The organism is Novosphingobium nitrogenifigens DSM 19370, from assembly GCF_000192575.1.
Classification (GTDB): Bacteria; Pseudomonadota; Alphaproteobacteria; order Sphingomonadales; family Sphingomonadaceae; genus Novosphingobium; species Novosphingobium nitrogenifigens.
Map to the genome: position 1 here is coordinate 115,010 of NZ_GL876933.1, position 14,462 is coordinate 129,471.

11 protein-coding genes are annotated in these 14,462 nt (G+C 63.0%); 6 read left to right on the forward strand and 5 right to left on the reverse strand.

The genetic code is table 11. The annotated features are described in order from the left end of the window. Window positions 1–156 precede the first annotated feature (156 nt). Together gyrB and Y88_RS10560 are read left to right on the forward strand one after the other, a co-directional pair. Complete coding sequence (gyrB, locus tag Y88_RS10555) at window positions 157–2,679, forward strand: DNA topoisomerase (ATP-hydrolyzing) subunit B (protein ID WP_008069018.1); 2,523 nt, start codon at window positions 157–159, stop codon at window positions 2,677–2,679. A 213-nt stretch (window positions 2,680–2,892) separates the two neighbouring features. Then, window positions 2,893–3,975, forward strand: a complete 1,083-nt coding sequence (locus Y88_RS10560) for a choice-of-anchor A family protein (protein ID WP_008069020.1) — start codon at window positions 2,893–2,895, stop codon at window positions 3,973–3,975. An 84-nt stretch (window positions 3,976–4,059) separates the two neighbouring features. On the opposite strand, the gene Y88_RS10565 is transcribed toward Y88_RS10560, so the two are convergent. The 3 genes from Y88_RS10565 to Y88_RS10575 form a co-directional block, all read right to left on the reverse strand. Further along, a complete protein-coding gene (locus Y88_RS10565; protein ID WP_008069022.1) occupies window positions 4,060–5,115 on the reverse strand; it encodes a ribonucleotide-diphosphate reductase subunit beta in 1,056 nt (351 codons plus the stop codon). 144 nt (window positions 5,116–5,259) lie between these two features. Then, on the reverse strand, window positions 5,260–5,745 hold the full coding sequence (locus Y88_RS10570; protein WP_332306348.1) for a PepSY domain-containing protein: 486 nt from the start codon (window positions 5,743–5,745) through the stop codon (window positions 5,260–5,262). 160 nt (window positions 5,746–5,905) lie between these two features. Next, a complete protein-coding gene (locus tag Y88_RS10575; RefSeq protein WP_018075670.1) occupies window positions 5,906–7,906 on the reverse strand; it encodes a ribonucleoside-diphosphate reductase subunit alpha in 2,001 nt (666 codons plus the stop codon). A 696-nt stretch (window positions 7,907–8,602) separates the two neighbouring features. Here Y88_RS10575 and Y88_RS10580 point away from each other — a divergent pair. Beyond that, window positions 8,603–8,851, forward strand: coding sequence for a GlsB/YeaQ/YmgE family stress response membrane protein (locus tag Y88_RS10580; RefSeq protein ID WP_008069035.1), 249 nt, complete (start codon window positions 8,603–8,605; stop codon window positions 8,849–8,851). Window positions 8,852–8,882: 31 nt separating this feature from the next. Here the strand turns inward: Y88_RS10580 and nadB are convergent, their stop codons facing one another. Both nadB and Y88_RS10590 read right to left on the reverse strand, forming a co-directional pair. Then, window positions 8,883–10,505: an L-aspartate oxidase gene (gene nadB / locus Y88_RS10585; protein ID WP_008069037.1), complete on the reverse strand. Its 1,623-nt coding sequence runs from the start codon at window positions 10,503–10,505 to the stop codon at window positions 8,883–8,885. A 651-nt stretch (window positions 10,506–11,156) separates the two neighbouring features. Further along, window positions 11,157–12,101, reverse strand: coding sequence for an ABC transporter ATP-binding protein (locus Y88_RS10590; RefSeq protein ID WP_008069040.1), 945 nt, complete (start codon window positions 12,099–12,101; stop codon window positions 11,157–11,159). Window positions 12,102–12,255: 154 nt separating this feature from the next. On the opposite strand from Y88_RS10590, the gene Y88_RS10595 reads away from it, so the two are divergent. From Y88_RS10595 to Y88_RS10605, 3 genes are all read left to right on the forward strand, one after another. Next, a complete protein-coding gene (locus Y88_RS10595; RefSeq protein WP_008069041.1) occupies window positions 12,256–12,477 on the forward strand; it encodes a zinc-finger domain-containing protein in 222 nt (73 codons plus the stop codon). A 77-nt stretch (window positions 12,478–12,554) separates the two neighbouring features. Continuing rightward, window positions 12,555–14,000: a metalloprotease TldD gene (gene tldD / locus Y88_RS10600; RefSeq protein ID WP_008069042.1), complete on the forward strand. Its 1,446-nt coding sequence runs from the start codon at window positions 12,555–12,557 to the stop codon at window positions 13,998–14,000. A gap of 36 nt (window positions 14,001–14,036) precedes the next feature. Beyond that, window positions 14,037–14,462: a hypothetical protein gene (locus tag Y88_RS10605; RefSeq protein WP_018075671.1), complete on the forward strand. Its 426-nt coding sequence runs from the start codon at window positions 14,037–14,039 to the stop codon at window positions 14,460–14,462.

The window sequence follows — 14,462 nt, forward strand, 5'->3', positions numbered from 1 at the left end:
AAACAGGGAAAAGACCGGGCTGTTGTGCGCAGCTTTTGCGCCTTGCGCAACCGCCAAGCGCCAAGCCTGCCTCACCCCACCGCAATCAGGGTTGGACCCTGTGCAAAACGGGGCGGATTCGCTTGGGTTTTTGCGGGGGAATGCTATGGCGGAGAGATGGCAACCGGCGACATTACCCCCAACGCAAATTCCTATGGCGCAGACTCGATCAAGGTCCTCAAGGGTCTTGATGCCGTACGCAAACGCCCCGGCATGTACATCGGCGACACCGATGACGGGTCGGGCCTGCATCACATGGTCTTCGAAGTCTCCGACAACGCCATCGACGAAGCGCTGGCCGGGCATTGCGATCTCGTCCTGATTGAAATCAACCCCGACGGGTCGGTTTCGGTCGAGGACAACGGACGCGGGATTCCGACCGACATCCACTCCGAGGAAGGGGTGTCGGCCGCCGAAGTCATCATGACCCAGCTCCACGCGGGCGGGAAGTTCGAGAACACCAGCGACGACAACGCCTATAAGGTGTCGGGCGGTCTTCACGGTGTGGGTGTCTCGGTCGTCAACGCCCTGTCGGAATGGCTTGAACTGACCATCTGGCGCGAAGGCAAGGAGCACTGGATGCGCTTTGCCCACGGCGATCCGGTCGCCCCGCTGATCGTGCGCGGCGAAGCCCCGATCGTCGGCGGCAAGCCCAAGAAGGGCACGCGCGTCACCTTTTTTGCCAGCCACGAGACGTTCAAGAACGTCACCGAATACGATTTCGACAAGCTCGAGCACCGCTATCGCGAGCTGGCCTTCCTCAATTCGGGCGTGCGCATCCTCTTGCGCGACAAGCGCCGCGAAGAGGTCAAGGAACACGATCTCTATTACGAAGGCGGCATCGGGGCTTTCGTCAAATACCTCGACCGCAACAAGCTGCCGCTGATCCCCGATCCCATCGCGATCAGCGCCGACCGCGACGGCATCGGCATTGATGTCGCCCTGCAGTGGAACGACAGCTATTACGAAAACGTCCTGTGCTTCACCAACAACATTCCGCAGCGTGATGGCGGCACACACCTTGCCGCGTTCCGCGCCGCGCTGACCCGCACGATCAACGGCTATGCCGAACGCTCGGGCCTGCTCAAAAAGGAAAAGGTGGCGCTGTCGGGCGACGACATGCGCGAAGGCCTGACCGCGATCGTCTCGGTCAAGTTGCCCGATCCCAAGTTCTCGAGCCAGACCAAGGACAAGCTGGTCAGCTCCGAAGTCCGTCAGCCGCTCGAAAGCCTGATGGCGGACAAGATGAACGAGTGGCTGGAGGAAAACCCGGCCCATGCCCGCTCGGTGATCCAGAAAGTCATCGACGCCGCCGCCGCCCGCGAAGCGGCCCGCAAGGCACGCGAACTGACCCGGCGCAAGGGCGCGATGGACATCGCCAGCCTGCCCGGCAAGCTCGCGGACTGCCAGGAACGCGATCCGTCCAAGTGCGAACTGTTCCTGGTCGAAGGGGACTCGGCAGGCGGTTCGGCCAAGCAAGGTCGCGACCGCAAGACCCAAGCGATCCTGCCGCTCAAGGGCAAGATCCTGAACGTCGAGCGCGCGCGCTTTGACCGCATCATCTCGTCCAAGGAAGTCGGCACGCTGATCCAGGCGATGGGCACCGGCATTCGCGATGAGTTCAATCTCGACAAGCTGCGCTACCACAAGATCGTCATCATGACCGACGCCGACGTCGACGGCGCCCACATCCGCACGCTGCTGCTGACGTTCTTCCACCGCCAGTTGCCCGAGATCGTCAAGCAGGGCCATCTCTTCATCGCCCAGCCGCCGTTGTACAAGGTCGCCAAGGGCCGCAGCGAAGTCTACCTCAAGGACAATGCCGCGCTCGACAACTACCTCGTCGAAGCGGGGCTCTCGGGCCGCGTGCTCGAAAGTTCGGGCGGGGCCCGCATGGGCAGCGACTTGCGCGCGCTGGTCGATCACGCGCTCAAGCTGCGCGATCTCATGGCGTTCGTTCCCCGGCGCTACAATCCCTCGATCATCGAGGCACTGGCGCTCGCCGGTGCGCTCGATCCCGAACTCGACACCCCCGGCCGTGAAGCCGCGCTGGCCAGGACGGCGGAGTGGCTCAACCGGGGCGATCCCGAAGCGCGCTGGTCGGCCGGAATTGCTGCCGAAGGCGGCTATCACATCCAGCGCCTGTGGCGCGGGGTGACCGATCACCACGTCATCGAAGGCGGCTTCCTCGTCAGCCAGGAAGCCCGCAAGCTGGCCCGCCTCGCCGCCGAGAACGCCGACGTCTACGCCGGGACCGCACGCCTTGCCCGCGCGGGCAGCGCCCCTGCCGAGCCGGTCGAAACCACCCCCGCCGCCGAGGAAGAGGAAACCGCACCCGCAACCCGTCGCGGCGACAGCTCTGCCGAAATCATCACCCGGCCTTCGCAGCTGGTCGAGGCGGTCTTTGCCACCGGACGCAAGGGCCTGTCGATCCAGCGCTATAAAGGTCTGGGCGAAATGAACGCGGAACAGCTCTGGGAAACGACGCTCGACCCGGACAACCGTTTGCTCTTGCAGGTGAAGATCGAGGACGCGGATGTCACCGACGAAATCCTCACTCGCCTGATGGGCGACGTCGTCGAACCGCGCCGCGAGTTCATTCAGGAAAACGCCCTCAACGTCGCCAATCTCGACGTCTGATCGAAATCGACCTGCGCGTTTCCGATTCGCGCAGGTCCCTTTCCATCCGATGACCAACGGCGCCGGGCATCCCCCGAACAGTAACGATTGCCCTTGGTTCGGTCCCGAAACGGGACGGTTTATGCGCCCGATCGCCTCGAACCACTTTTAACCTTTACCTTCAGCCAGTTCCGGCCAACAGCCTTGGTAAATCTGTTGAACCGGGGCTGGTTTATGAACTTTTCACATCGCGCACGGGCCTTGCTGGCGCTTGCCGCCGTTTCCATTGCCGTACCGGCCTGGGCTTCGTCGGAACCTTCGGGCCTTGATGCCTTGCGCACGTACAATCTCGTCGTGCTCGGCAACCTCACCTCCTCCTCGGAAGTCGAAGGGCGCACGTTCGTTGGCGGCAATCTGACCGGCAATTCGTCGAACTACCTGATTTCCTCGTCCGTTCCGGCCACGACCTACACGGTTCCGGGCCTGACCGTGGTCGGCGATGTTACCGGCGGCACCAAGAACCTCAACAACGGATCGGGCGCGGTCGTCGGCGGCAACGTGTCGAGCGGGTTCAATCTCAACGGTGCGACCCAGACCGTCCAGGTCGGCGGCACGATCAGCAATACCAACGTCAACCAGAACACGGTGACGTCGAACCTTGGCGCCACCAATCCGGCCTTTACCCAGAACCTGACCCAGTACGGCAGCCTCATGAGCACCAGCATGAAGGAACTGTCGTACCAGTTGTCGACGCAGGCAAGCACCAGCACGGTCTCGCTGAGCGGCAGCACGGGGGTATTCACCGCGCAGGCCGGTTCGGGCGGCACCGCGGTGTTCAACCTGACCGCCGCCGACCTCTCGAAAATGAGCGCGATTCAGTTCAACACGAACGGCGCGGACACCGTCATCGTCAATGTCACAGGCGATCCCATCACGCTCAACCAGAACTTTCTGGGCGGCACCAACAATCTGGGCCAGCACGTGATCTGGAATTTCCCCAATGCCACCAACCTGACCCTGACGACGGCGTGGGGCGGTTCGGTGCTGGCCCCGCTCGCCAATGCGACGACCTACAATTACATTCAGGGGTCCGCGGTCTTCGGCAGCCTGACCCAGGACGGGGAAATGCATATCGGCACTTATGCCGGCGGCTATAGCCTGCCCTCCGATCCGGGCAGTTCGAGCACGACTTCGTCCACCTCGTCGACCAGCGGGGGTACTTCGGTTCCCGAACCGGGCATGGTCGGCCTGCTCGGCCTTGGCCTTGCCGGTCTCGTCTGGCGCCGCCGCAATGCCCGGATCGCCCGCGCGGCCTGATCCTTCGCCTCTGCCGACATGAAAAAGGCCCGGTCCGTGCGATGCGAACCGGGCCTTTTTCGTCAGCCATGCGGCCGTTCGTGATTATTCGGCGGGAATCCCGGCCGCGTTGAACATGTCGGGGGCATTGTCCCCTTCATCGTCCGCTTCGGCGCTGTTCTTGGCCTTGCGACGGCTGTCGAACGAGGACCAGACATCGTTCCAGTTCCCGCGCGTTGCCGCCTTCGAATATTCGGTGGCGCGGGTTTCGAAGAAGTTGGCGTGTTCCACACCGTTGAGCAGCGGGGTCAGCCAGGGCAGCGGGTGTTCCTCGATCATGTAGATCGGCTGGAACCCGAGCTGGCCGAGCCGCCAGTCGGCGATGTAACGGATGTAGCGCTTGATTTCCTTGGCGCTCATGCCCGGAACCGGCCCTTGCTCGAACGCCAGGTCGATGAAGGCGTCTTCGAGGCGCACGGTCTTCTGGCAGCAGTCGATGATGTCTTCGCGCACGGCCTTGGTCATGCAGTCGCGTTCCTGCACGAATGCCTGGAACAGGCGCGTGATGCCTTCGCAGTGCAGCGTTTCGTCACGCACCGACCAGCTGACGATCTGCCCCATGCCCTTCATCTTGTTGAAGCGGGGGAAATTCATCAGCATCGCGAACGAGGCAAACAGCTGGAGACCTTCGGTGAAGCCGCCGAACATCGCCAGTGTACGGGCGATATCCTCGTCGCTATCGACCCCGAACAGCTGCATGTAGTCGTGCTTGGCCTTCATTTCCTCGTATTCGAGGAACATGCCGTATTCGCTTTCGGGCATGCCGATAGTGTCGAGGAGGTGCGAATAGGCCGCGATGTGGATCGTTTCCATGTTGGAAAACGCCGCCAGCATCATCTTCACTTCGGTCGGCTTGAACACGCGACCGTACTTTTCGTGATAGCAGTCCTGCACCTCGACGTCGGCCTGGGTGAAGAAGCGGAAGATCTGCGTCAGCAGGTTGCGTTCATGGTCGCTGATCTTCTGCGCCCAGTCGCGGCAATCCTCGCCCAGCGGCACTTCTTCAGGCATCCAGTGGACCTGCTGCTGCCGCTTCCAGAACTCATAGGCCCACGGATATTCGAACGGCTTGTAGGTCTTGCGGGCTTCGAGAAGAGGCATGGCAACGGACTCCGAAATTCGCGTAATATCAGGATTGGATAGCGCACGCGTCCGCAATGACGGACACGGCAAAGGCCCGCCCGGCGCGAACGCCGGACGGGCCGTATGACGATGGGCTTCCGGCGACTCGCGCCGCCGAAAGGCTTACTTCCAGAACCAGCCGGGCTTCAGATTGCGATTCTTGCGATTGCGCCACATCTGAATGTAGAGCCACAGCCCGGAAAAGCTGAAGAAAACCATGGCGAAGCCCGACAGCGTGCCGATCAGCACGCCGACCGGGCCGAAGGTTTCCCCGGAATGAAGATGGTGCACCAGCCCGATCAGCGAGCGGGCGCCGCCCTGCGGCTTGGGACGGCACGTATAGTCGGGCGGACAGACGAACGCGGGTTTGCCCCCTGCTTGCGCAGCAGCGGCCTGCGGACGTGGCCCTTCCCCGCCGCCCATCAGCGGCAAGATCTGGCTGAGCACACCGGTCACGGCGATCCAGAGCAGAAAAACGGCGAAAAACACCGAAAGCCAGCGGTGCCACTTGCGCATGATAAGGTCCCACCTCGTAAGATTGCGAATTGCTCGCAACGCCAGCCGGGGTCGGAGCGCGCGTGCAAACCGGATCGGCTGTGCCGATGACAAAGCGGCCGTTCAAGCCGCAATTTGTCCCGAATTGTCCGCGTGCCGCATGCATGGCTCGTACTATCCGTTCTGGCCCAAAGCTCCGGCGCCCGCCCCGGCACACAGCCGGGGCGGCGGCCGATCCACCGCCGTCATCGCCCTGTCGAAAGACCGCGCCGCCTTACTGGCAGGCGAGACATTCCTCGTAGTCGGTCTGACGGGCTTCAAGTTCGATCACCGGCGCTGCCGGCGTGTTGTCGGCTTCAACGCCACCGGCAAACCCGGCGCGCTGCACCGACTTCGAGCGGAGATAGTAGAGCGACTTGATGCCCTTTTCCCACGCCTGGAAGTGGAGCATGAGCAAGTCCCACTTGTCGACGTCGGCCGGGATGTAGAGATTGAGCGACTGCGCCTGGTCGATATAGGGCGTGCGATCGGCCGCAAATTCGAGCAACCAGCGCTGGTCGATTTCGAAGCTGGTCTTGTAGACGGCTTTTTCCTCGGGAGTGAGGAAATCGAGATGCTGGACCGAGCCGCCGCGCTCGAGGATCGAGTTCCACACATTGGTGGAATCCTTCGACTTTTCCTTGAGCAGCTTTTCCAGATAGGGATTCTTGACGACGAACGAACCCGACAGCGTCTTGTGGGTATAAATGTTCGCCGGGATCGGTTCGATACAGGCCGACGTGCCGCCGCAGATGATCGAGATCGACGCGGTCGGCGCGATCGCCATCTTGCACGAGAAACGCTGCATCACGCCCATGTCGGCAGCATCGGGGCAAGGCCCACGTTCCTGCGCCAGCAAAAGCGAGGCTTCGTCCGCACGCGCGGCGATGTGGCGGAACATCTTGAGGTTCCACGCCTTGGCCATCGCGCTTTCAAAGGCGATGCTCTTTTTCTGCAGGAACGAGTGGAAGCCCATGACGCCCATGCCGACCGACCGCTCGCGCGCGGCCGAATACTTGGCACGGGCCATTTCGTCGGGCGCCCGTTCGATGAAGTCCTGGAGCACGTTGTCGAGGAAACGCAGCACGTCCTCGATGAACAGCTTGTCCTCGTGCCACTCTTCCCAGGTTTCGAGATTGAGCGAGGACAGGCAGCACACCGCCGTACGGTCGTTGCCCAGATGATCGCGTCCGGTCGGAAGCGTGATTTCCGAGCACAGGTTCGAGGTCGAGACCATGAGGCCGAGATCGCGGTGATGCTTGGGCATCGTGCGGTTCACGGTGTCCGAGAACACGATGTAGGGTTCGCCGGTCGCAAGCCGCACTTCGACCAGCTTCTGGAACAGCGCACGCGCATTGAGGCGACCGCGCACCGAACCGTCCTTGGGGCTCTTGAGATCGAACTCGGTCCCGTCACGGACCGCCTGCATGAACTCGTCGGTCAGCAGGACACCGTGGTGGAGATTGAGCGCCTTGCGGTTGAAGTCGCCGCTGGTCTTGCGGATTTCGAGGAACTCCTCGATTTCCGGGTGCGAGATGTCGAGATAGCAGGCCGCCGAACCGCGACGCAGCGACCCTTGCGAAATCGCGAGCGTCAGGCTGTCCATCACGCGCACGAAGGGGATGATGCCGCTGGTCTTGCCGTTGAGCCCGACGCTTTCACCGATCCCGCGGACCTTGCCCCAATAGGTGCCGATGCCGCCGCCGCGCGCGGCCAGCCACACGTTCTCGTTCCAGGTGGCGACGATGCCTTCAAGGCTGTCCTCGACCGAGTTCAGGTAGCACGAGATCGGAAGACCGCGTCCCGTGCCGCCGTTCGACAGAACCGGGGTCGCAGGCATGAACCACAGGCGCGAGATATAGTCGTAGAGACGCTGCGCATGGCCGGCGTCGTCGGCATAGGCATCGGCAACGCGCGCAAAGAGATCCTGATAGGTTTCGCCGGGCAGGAGATAGCGGTCGTCGAGCGTTTCCTTGCCGAACGCGGTCAGCAGCGCGTCGCGCGAGGGATCGGTGCGCACATCGAAACGGCGGGGATGAACGGCCTTGGAATCCTCGACGCGCGAGGCGGCCTTCACGCCACCTGCAAGCGCTGCCACCAATGCTTCGCTACCTTCATCCTTCACAGCCATTCCAACCGCCTTCTTCACATCGGGGACGCCACCGTTCCCGGTCGCTCCTTCGTCCAGATCAAGCGAGCCGTCTGCCGCAACGCTGTCCCCAGTCCTGAAATCCACGCCAAATCCCCGAATTTTCGATGCCCTTCCGCGCATTTCGGCACAGATCGGGCGCAAGAACCTTGATGCCGCGCGCCGACCTCCCGAGAGGCCTGACAGCCGCGACGCGAACCGTATCAAGAACATCGACCCCATCGGGGCCAACCGCTCTATCGCCAGTCATGCCCCTCCCGACTCGCCATCTGTCACCGATAGTAACAGGCGCCGGAACAAACCGTGAAAATATTTGCGGCCAGCGGGGCTCCTGCCTGCTGCAGACAAGGCAATTCAGCGCTGAAACCCTGGGAGTTCGCGCTGTTCCGCACGCTTTTGCTACGTGCGTCCTCTGCAACTAGGTCTTGAGGTCCCCGTTCTGTGCGACCACAACCTATAGTGCCCAAACCGGTGTCAGAGGCAAGGGGGTAACACTCCGAAGGGCGATTCGATTCGTCGCACGTACGATTCGTTTCGTCGTCATGACAGTCATTGTGCAGCGCAGCGACGCGTGGGTTCAGCAGCAGTTCAAGCACCAATCGCAGACGCGTGAATTAAATTTGCGCCGAGGCACGATCCTGTGGACAATCAGGCTGTCCAGCCCCCACATCCCGCTTATCCACGGCGGGTGTTCCATAGCGGGAAAAACATCCCCCACCCCCTTCCCCGCCACGCTTTCCCGCCCCCGTCGAGGGGCGGCACCAGACAGGAAACCAATCGGCCATGCTGAACATCGTCTCGCTTGTCCTTGGCGGCCTCCTGATCGGCATTGCGGCACGCTTCTTCTATCCCGCCGCCATTCCGATGGGACTGGGCCACACGATCCTCCTTGGCATCGGCGGTTCACTTGTCGCGGGTTTCGCGGCCAGCTGGCGCGATGGCCGCCCTTTCAGCGAGGGGCTCAGCCGTGCGGGCTGCATCGCCTCGGTGATCGGGGCGATGCTGCTGATCTTCATCGGCCGGCATTTCTGAAGGCGCGGGAGAGGGACCTCTCCCGCAGCGCTCAGTTCGGAACCAGGATGGTGTCGCGTGCCGCAGGCTGGGTCGCGGGGTAATCGCGATTGTAGTGCAGCCCCCGGCTCTCGCGCCGGGCCCGCGCGCTCTTGACGATCAATTCGGCCGTCTGGAGCAGATTGCGCAACTCGATCAGGTCGGCCGTCACGCGGAAATTACCGTAATAGTCGTTCACTTCGTTCTTGAGCAGCTTGATGCGATGGGCCGCACGCTCCAGACGCTTGTTGGTCCGGACGATGCCGACATAGTTCCACATGAAGCGGCGCAGTTCGGTCCAGTTCTGCTTGATGACGACTTCCTCGTCGGAATCGGTCACCCGGCTCGCGTCCCACGGGCGCAAGGGCGGCGGCGCCTCGAATTCGTCCCAGCGCGCGAGAATGTCGCGCGCCGCCGAATCCCCGAACACGAAGCATTCGAGCAGACTGTTCGAAGCGAGGCGATTGGCCCCGTGCAGGCCGCTTTCCGAACATTCCCCGACCGCATAGAGCCCGCCGAGGTCGGTCCGCCCGGCCAGATCGACCAGAACCCCGCCACAGGTGTAGTGCTGTGCCGGGACGACCGGGATCGGTTCCTTCGTCATATCAATCCCGAGCGCGAGCAGGCGCTCGTAGATATTGGGGAAGTGGCCCCGGACGAATTCGGGGTCCTTGTGACTGATGTCGAGATGCACGTAATCGAGCCCGAGACGCTTGATCTCGTGGTCGATCGCGCGGGCGACGATGTCGCGCGGCGCCAGTTCCTCGCGCGGATCGAAACGGGGCATGAACCGCTCGCCCGTCGTCGGCAGCTTGAGATGCCCGCCTTCGCCGCGCACTGCCTCGGTGATGAGGAAGTTCTTCACGTCGAGATTGTAGAGACAGGTCGGGTGGAATTGCATGAATTCCATGTTCGACACCCGTGCCCCGGCCCGCCAGGCCATGGCGATGCCGTCGCCCGTCGCCCCGCGCGGCGCGGTGCTGAACAGATAGGTGCGCCCCGCCCCACCGGTCGCCAGGACCGTCGCGCGGGCGGAAAAGCATTCGACCTTGCCGGTGCGCGCATCGAGCGCATAGACACCCCAGACCCGACGCTCGCCGCCCGCCTTGACATCGGTGCGGTGACGATCGGTCACGAGATCGATCGCGACCATGTCGGGCCGCAGCGTGATGTTGGGATGGGCCCGCGCCGCCTTGATCAGGGCTTCCTGCACGGCATAGCCGGTGGCGTCGTTGACGTGGACGATCCGGCGATGGGAATGCCCGCCTTCGCGGGTGAGATGAAGCGCGCCAGCCTCTTCGTTGAAGGGCACGCCGAGATCGACCAGACGCCGGATCGCTTCGGGCGCATGCTCGACCACGAATTCGACCGTCTCGCGCCGATTGAGCCCGGCCCCGGCGATCATGGTATCGCGGATGTGATCCTCGAAGGTGTCGCCCTCGTCGAGCACGGCGGCAATCCCGCCTTGCGCCCACGCGGTCGAACCGCCGTCAAGCGCGCCCTTGGCCAGAACGAGGACCCGGCATTTTTCCGCCAGAACAAGCGCGGCGGTCAGACCCGCGGCGCCAGAGCCGATTATCAATACGTCGTGTTCGGTCAATTCCCCGGATCCCGGCAAGAACAGCGCAGGTGCCATCGGATGGCACGGGCGCTTGCTAGTCCCTCACCCCCCTCGACCGCAACCCCGTTCGCCCGCCCCGCTACCTTTTCCGCAATTGGCCAGACATTCGTCGCATGACCGTCGCAAAACCCATGCCCCATCCCCCCGTCTGGCAAGAAGGGGAGAACAACGACACACAGAGAAGCGAAATTCCATTCATGACAAAAAATCATACGCAGACGAATTCGAGTTTAGATTCGTATTTATACTAAGGAGATGGTACATGATTTGCTCACCAGACAACGGGAGCTCTAACTATGTACCTGAACCCATTCGGCTGCCTGATAAACAGACATCAGCCACGACGGGAATCCGTGCATTGGAATGGTTTCCATTACGTTTCCCATTGCAAGGATTGCGGAAAACCGATTCTCCGGAAGCCCAAAGGCGGGTGGCGCCTGAGCAAGAGCAGCACCACCAATTCGATCTGGGGCACACCCGATCAGATCGAGGAAAACGACTGATCCCCGCCCCGCCCGATCGCGCATGGCCTGGTGCCCGAAACACTTCGCTCGGAAAGCGAAGGAAGAATTCGGGTGAGGGGACCGTCAGGCTCCATAAAGTCGGGATTCACGCTGCAGGGGCAGACACTCCGGGATCAAGCCCCGGAAGTGCCGACAGGCATTGTCAGGATGACCGCCCGGAAGACGTCAGCGCCACGAAGACATCTTCCAGATCCGCTTCCCGCGTCGACACATCGACGATGCCCAATCCCAGTTCATGGACGAGCCCGAGCACCTGCCCGGCGTTCATGCGATCCTTGTCATAAGCAATTTCGATCCGACGATCGCCCAGCACTTCGCTGCGCCGGAACAATTCGTGCTGCGGCGCGGTATCGATATCGCGATCGAGCGTCAGCACGACAATCTTTTCACGCGCCATGTCGAGCAATTCGCGCGTCGGCTTGTTGGCGATGAGCTGCCCGTGATTGATGATCGCGATGCGATCGCACAACTGCTCGGCTTCCTCGAGGTAATGGGTGGTCAAAACCACCGTCACCCCTTCATCGTTCAACTCGCGCACGAGTTCCCACAACTGGCGCCGCAATTCGACGTCCACCCCGGCGGTCGGCTCGTCGAGCACCAGTACGGGGGGGCGATGCACCATGGCCTTGGCGATCAACAGGCGCCGCCGCATCCCGCCCGACAGCGAGCGGGCATAGGCGTGGGCCTTGTCGTCGAGATGGACCGCCTTGAGCAATTCCATCGAACGCCGCTGCGCCTTGGGCACGCCATAAAGCCCGGCCTGGATCTCCAGCACCTCGATCGGCGTGAAAAAGGGATCGAACACCACTTCCTGCGGCACGATGCCGATCGATGCCTTGGCATCGCGGCGGTCGCGGTCGATATCATGGCCCCAGATCTCGATCGTGCCCGAGGTCTTCATCACCATGCCCGCAAGCGTGTTGATCAAGGTCGACTTGCCCGCGCCATTGGGCCCGAGAAGACCGAAGACCTGCCCGCGCGGCACGTCGAAACTGACACCGCCCAATGCCAGCTTGCCTTCGCCTGAACCGGCCGGGGCATAACGCTTGACGAGATCGCGGATGCGAATGGCGGGGGTCTGTTCCATGGCGCCTCTCCTGCCCTGCCCCGCCCGCAAGGTAAAGAGTGTGCGGCAAGAGCAACGCTTCCACGCCAAAAGGGGCAACAAGGAATGCACCCGCGACTTTTGCATCATGACCTGCGGCTTGTCCCCGGGGGCGGCATTTGCTAGGCGACCGTTCATGACCAAAGTCCCTGAAACGACCTACACCACCACGGCCCGCGTCTGGTGCGATGGCGCCGGCGACATCCGTTCCACCGGCGGTTTCAGCGCCTCGGCGCTCGGCCATCCCCGCGTCTGGCTGGAAATCGACGAAAAGGGTTATGCCGAGTGCGGTTATTGCGACCGTCGCTTCGTGCTGAAGGGCGGCCCCGCCGACCCCGAAGCGAACAAGGCCGCCTGACACCATCCTCGTCGGCCTGTTCTCTTTAGGCCGTTCCGATTGGCAAGACGGGGTTTGCGCGCCTATATGTCGGGACAATGACCGACACGCCCGATCCCCGCTCGCTGCTCTATCGTCCCGGCCTGCTGACGCCGGATGATGCCCGTCGCCTTACCGCCGCTGCGCTCGGCGCCTGCGACGACGGCGAACTCTATCTGCAATTCATCGCCAGCGAGAGCTTCGGCTTCGACGATGGCCGGTTGAAGACCGCAGATTATTCGCGCGACGCGGGCTTTGGCCTGCGCGGGGTGTCGGGCGAAATGACCGGCTTTGCCCATGCCAACGAGATTTCCGCCGCCGCGATTGCGCGTGCGGGCGAAACACTCAAGCTGCTCGACCCGGCCAAGGGGCAACCCGCTCTCGCCCCGCGCTCCAGCAACCGCCACCTCTATACCGATGCCTCGCCGCTCGACGGCGTGCCGTTCGAAGCGAAGGTCCGCCTGCTCGAAACCATCGACGCGGCGGCCCGCGCCCGCGACCCCCGCGTGGTTCAGGTCTCGGCCTCGCTTTCGGCAAGCTGGTCCGTGATCGAAATCGTCCGCGCCGACGGTTTCCTGGCGCAGGACGTGCGCCCCTTGGTGCGCCTCAACGTCTCGATCGTCGCCGAATCAAATGGGCGACGTGAAACCGGCAGCTTCGGCATCGGCGGTCGCCGCCTCTATGACGACCTGTTCCAGCCCGAAACGTGGAACCGCGCCATCGACACCGCTCTGGCGCAGGCGCTGGTCAATCTCGAATCGGTTGCCGCGCCGGCGGGTGAAATGACAGTCCTGCTCGGCCCCGGCTGGCCCGGCGTGCTGCTGCACGAGGCAGTCGGACATGGTCTCGAAGGCGATTTCAACCGCAAGGGCACCAGCGCCTTTTCCGGCCGCATCGGCCAGCGCGTCGCGGCACCGGGCGTGACCGTGGTCGACGACGGCACGCTTTCGAGCGATCACGGCGGCGCACGACGCGGCTCGCTCTCGATCGACGACGAAGGCACGCCGACGCAGGAAAACGTGCTGATCGAGGACGGCATCCTCAAGGGCTATATGCAGGACCGCCTCAACGCGCGCCTGATGGGCGTCGAACCCACCGGCAACGGGCGGCGCGAAAACTATGCCCATGCACCGATGCCGCGCATGACCAACACGTTCATGCGCGCAGGCAACGACGATCCTGCCGAACTGCTCTCGCGCGTGAAGAACGGCATTTTCGCCAAGTCGTTCGGCGGCGGCCAGGTCGACATCACCAGCGGCAAGTTCGTGTTCACCTGCACCGAGGCCTATCGCGTCGAGAACGGCAAGCTCGGCGCCCCGATCAAGGGTGCGACCCTGATCGGCGACGGCCCGACCGTGCTGACGCGGGTGGTGGGCATCGGCAACGACCTCGCCCTCGACGAAGGCGTCGGCATCTGTGGCAAGGGCGGGCAGAGCGTGCCTGCCGGTGTCGGCCAGCCCTCGCTGCTGGTCGAAGGGCTGACCGTCGGCGGCACCGGCGGATGACACCCTGAACTCGAAACCCGACGGGAGATCATGAGGATGATGCGCATGAAACGCCGCTGGTCTCCCGTCCTTCACGCCCTTTGCGCGGCGGGCTTCGCTCTCCTCGGCGCGACGTCCGCCGATGCGAGACCCCGGCTGACAGGCGAACAGCAACTCGCAAAAATGCTGGAAGGCAAAGTCGCCGGGACACCCGTCGATTGCATCACGCTGCACACGATCGATTCGACGACCGTCATCGACAAGACGGCGGTCGTCTACAAATCGGGGCGCACCTATTACGTGCAGCGTCCCCGCGCCGGGGCGGACCAGCTCGACGATGACGACATTCTCGTCACCCGGCTGACGACATCGGAACTGTGCAGCATCGACACCGTGCAGTTGCATGATCGCGTCACCGGATTCTGGCACGGCTTCCTGACGCTCGACAAGTTCGTGCCCTATGCCAAGCCGCGCACGAAATGA

Coding starts and splice junctions, on each gene's coding strand:
- gyrB (WP_008069018.1), top strand. CDS start 157: ATGGCAACCGGCGACATTACCCCCAACGCAAATTCCTATGGCGCAGAC.
- Y88_RS10560 (WP_008069020.1), top strand. CDS start 2,893: ATGAACTTTTCACATCGCGCACGGGCCTTGCTGGCGCTTGCCGCCGTT.
- Y88_RS10565 (WP_008069022.1), bottom strand. CDS start 5,115: ATGCCTCTTCTCGAAGCCCGCAAGACCTACAAGCCGTTCGAATATCCG.
- Y88_RS10580 (WP_008069035.1), top strand. CDS start 8,603: ATGCTGAACATCGTCTCGCTTGTCCTTGGCGGCCTCCTGATCGGCATT.
- nadB (WP_008069037.1), bottom strand. CDS start 10,505: ATGGCACCTGCGCTGTTCTTGCCGGGATCCGGGGAATTGACCGAACAC.
- Y88_RS10590 (WP_008069040.1), bottom strand. CDS start 12,101: ATGGAACAGACCCCCGCCATTCGCATCCGCGATCTCGTCAAGCGTTAT.
- Y88_RS10595 (WP_008069041.1), top strand. CDS start 12,256: ATGACCAAAGTCCCTGAAACGACCTACACCACCACGGCCCGCGTCTGG.
- tldD (WP_008069042.1), top strand. CDS start 12,555: ATGACCGACACGCCCGATCCCCGCTCGCTGCTCTATCGTCCCGGCCTG.
- Y88_RS10605 (WP_018075671.1), top strand. CDS start 14,037: ATGATGCGCATGAAACGCCGCTGGTCTCCCGTCCTTCACGCCCTTTGC.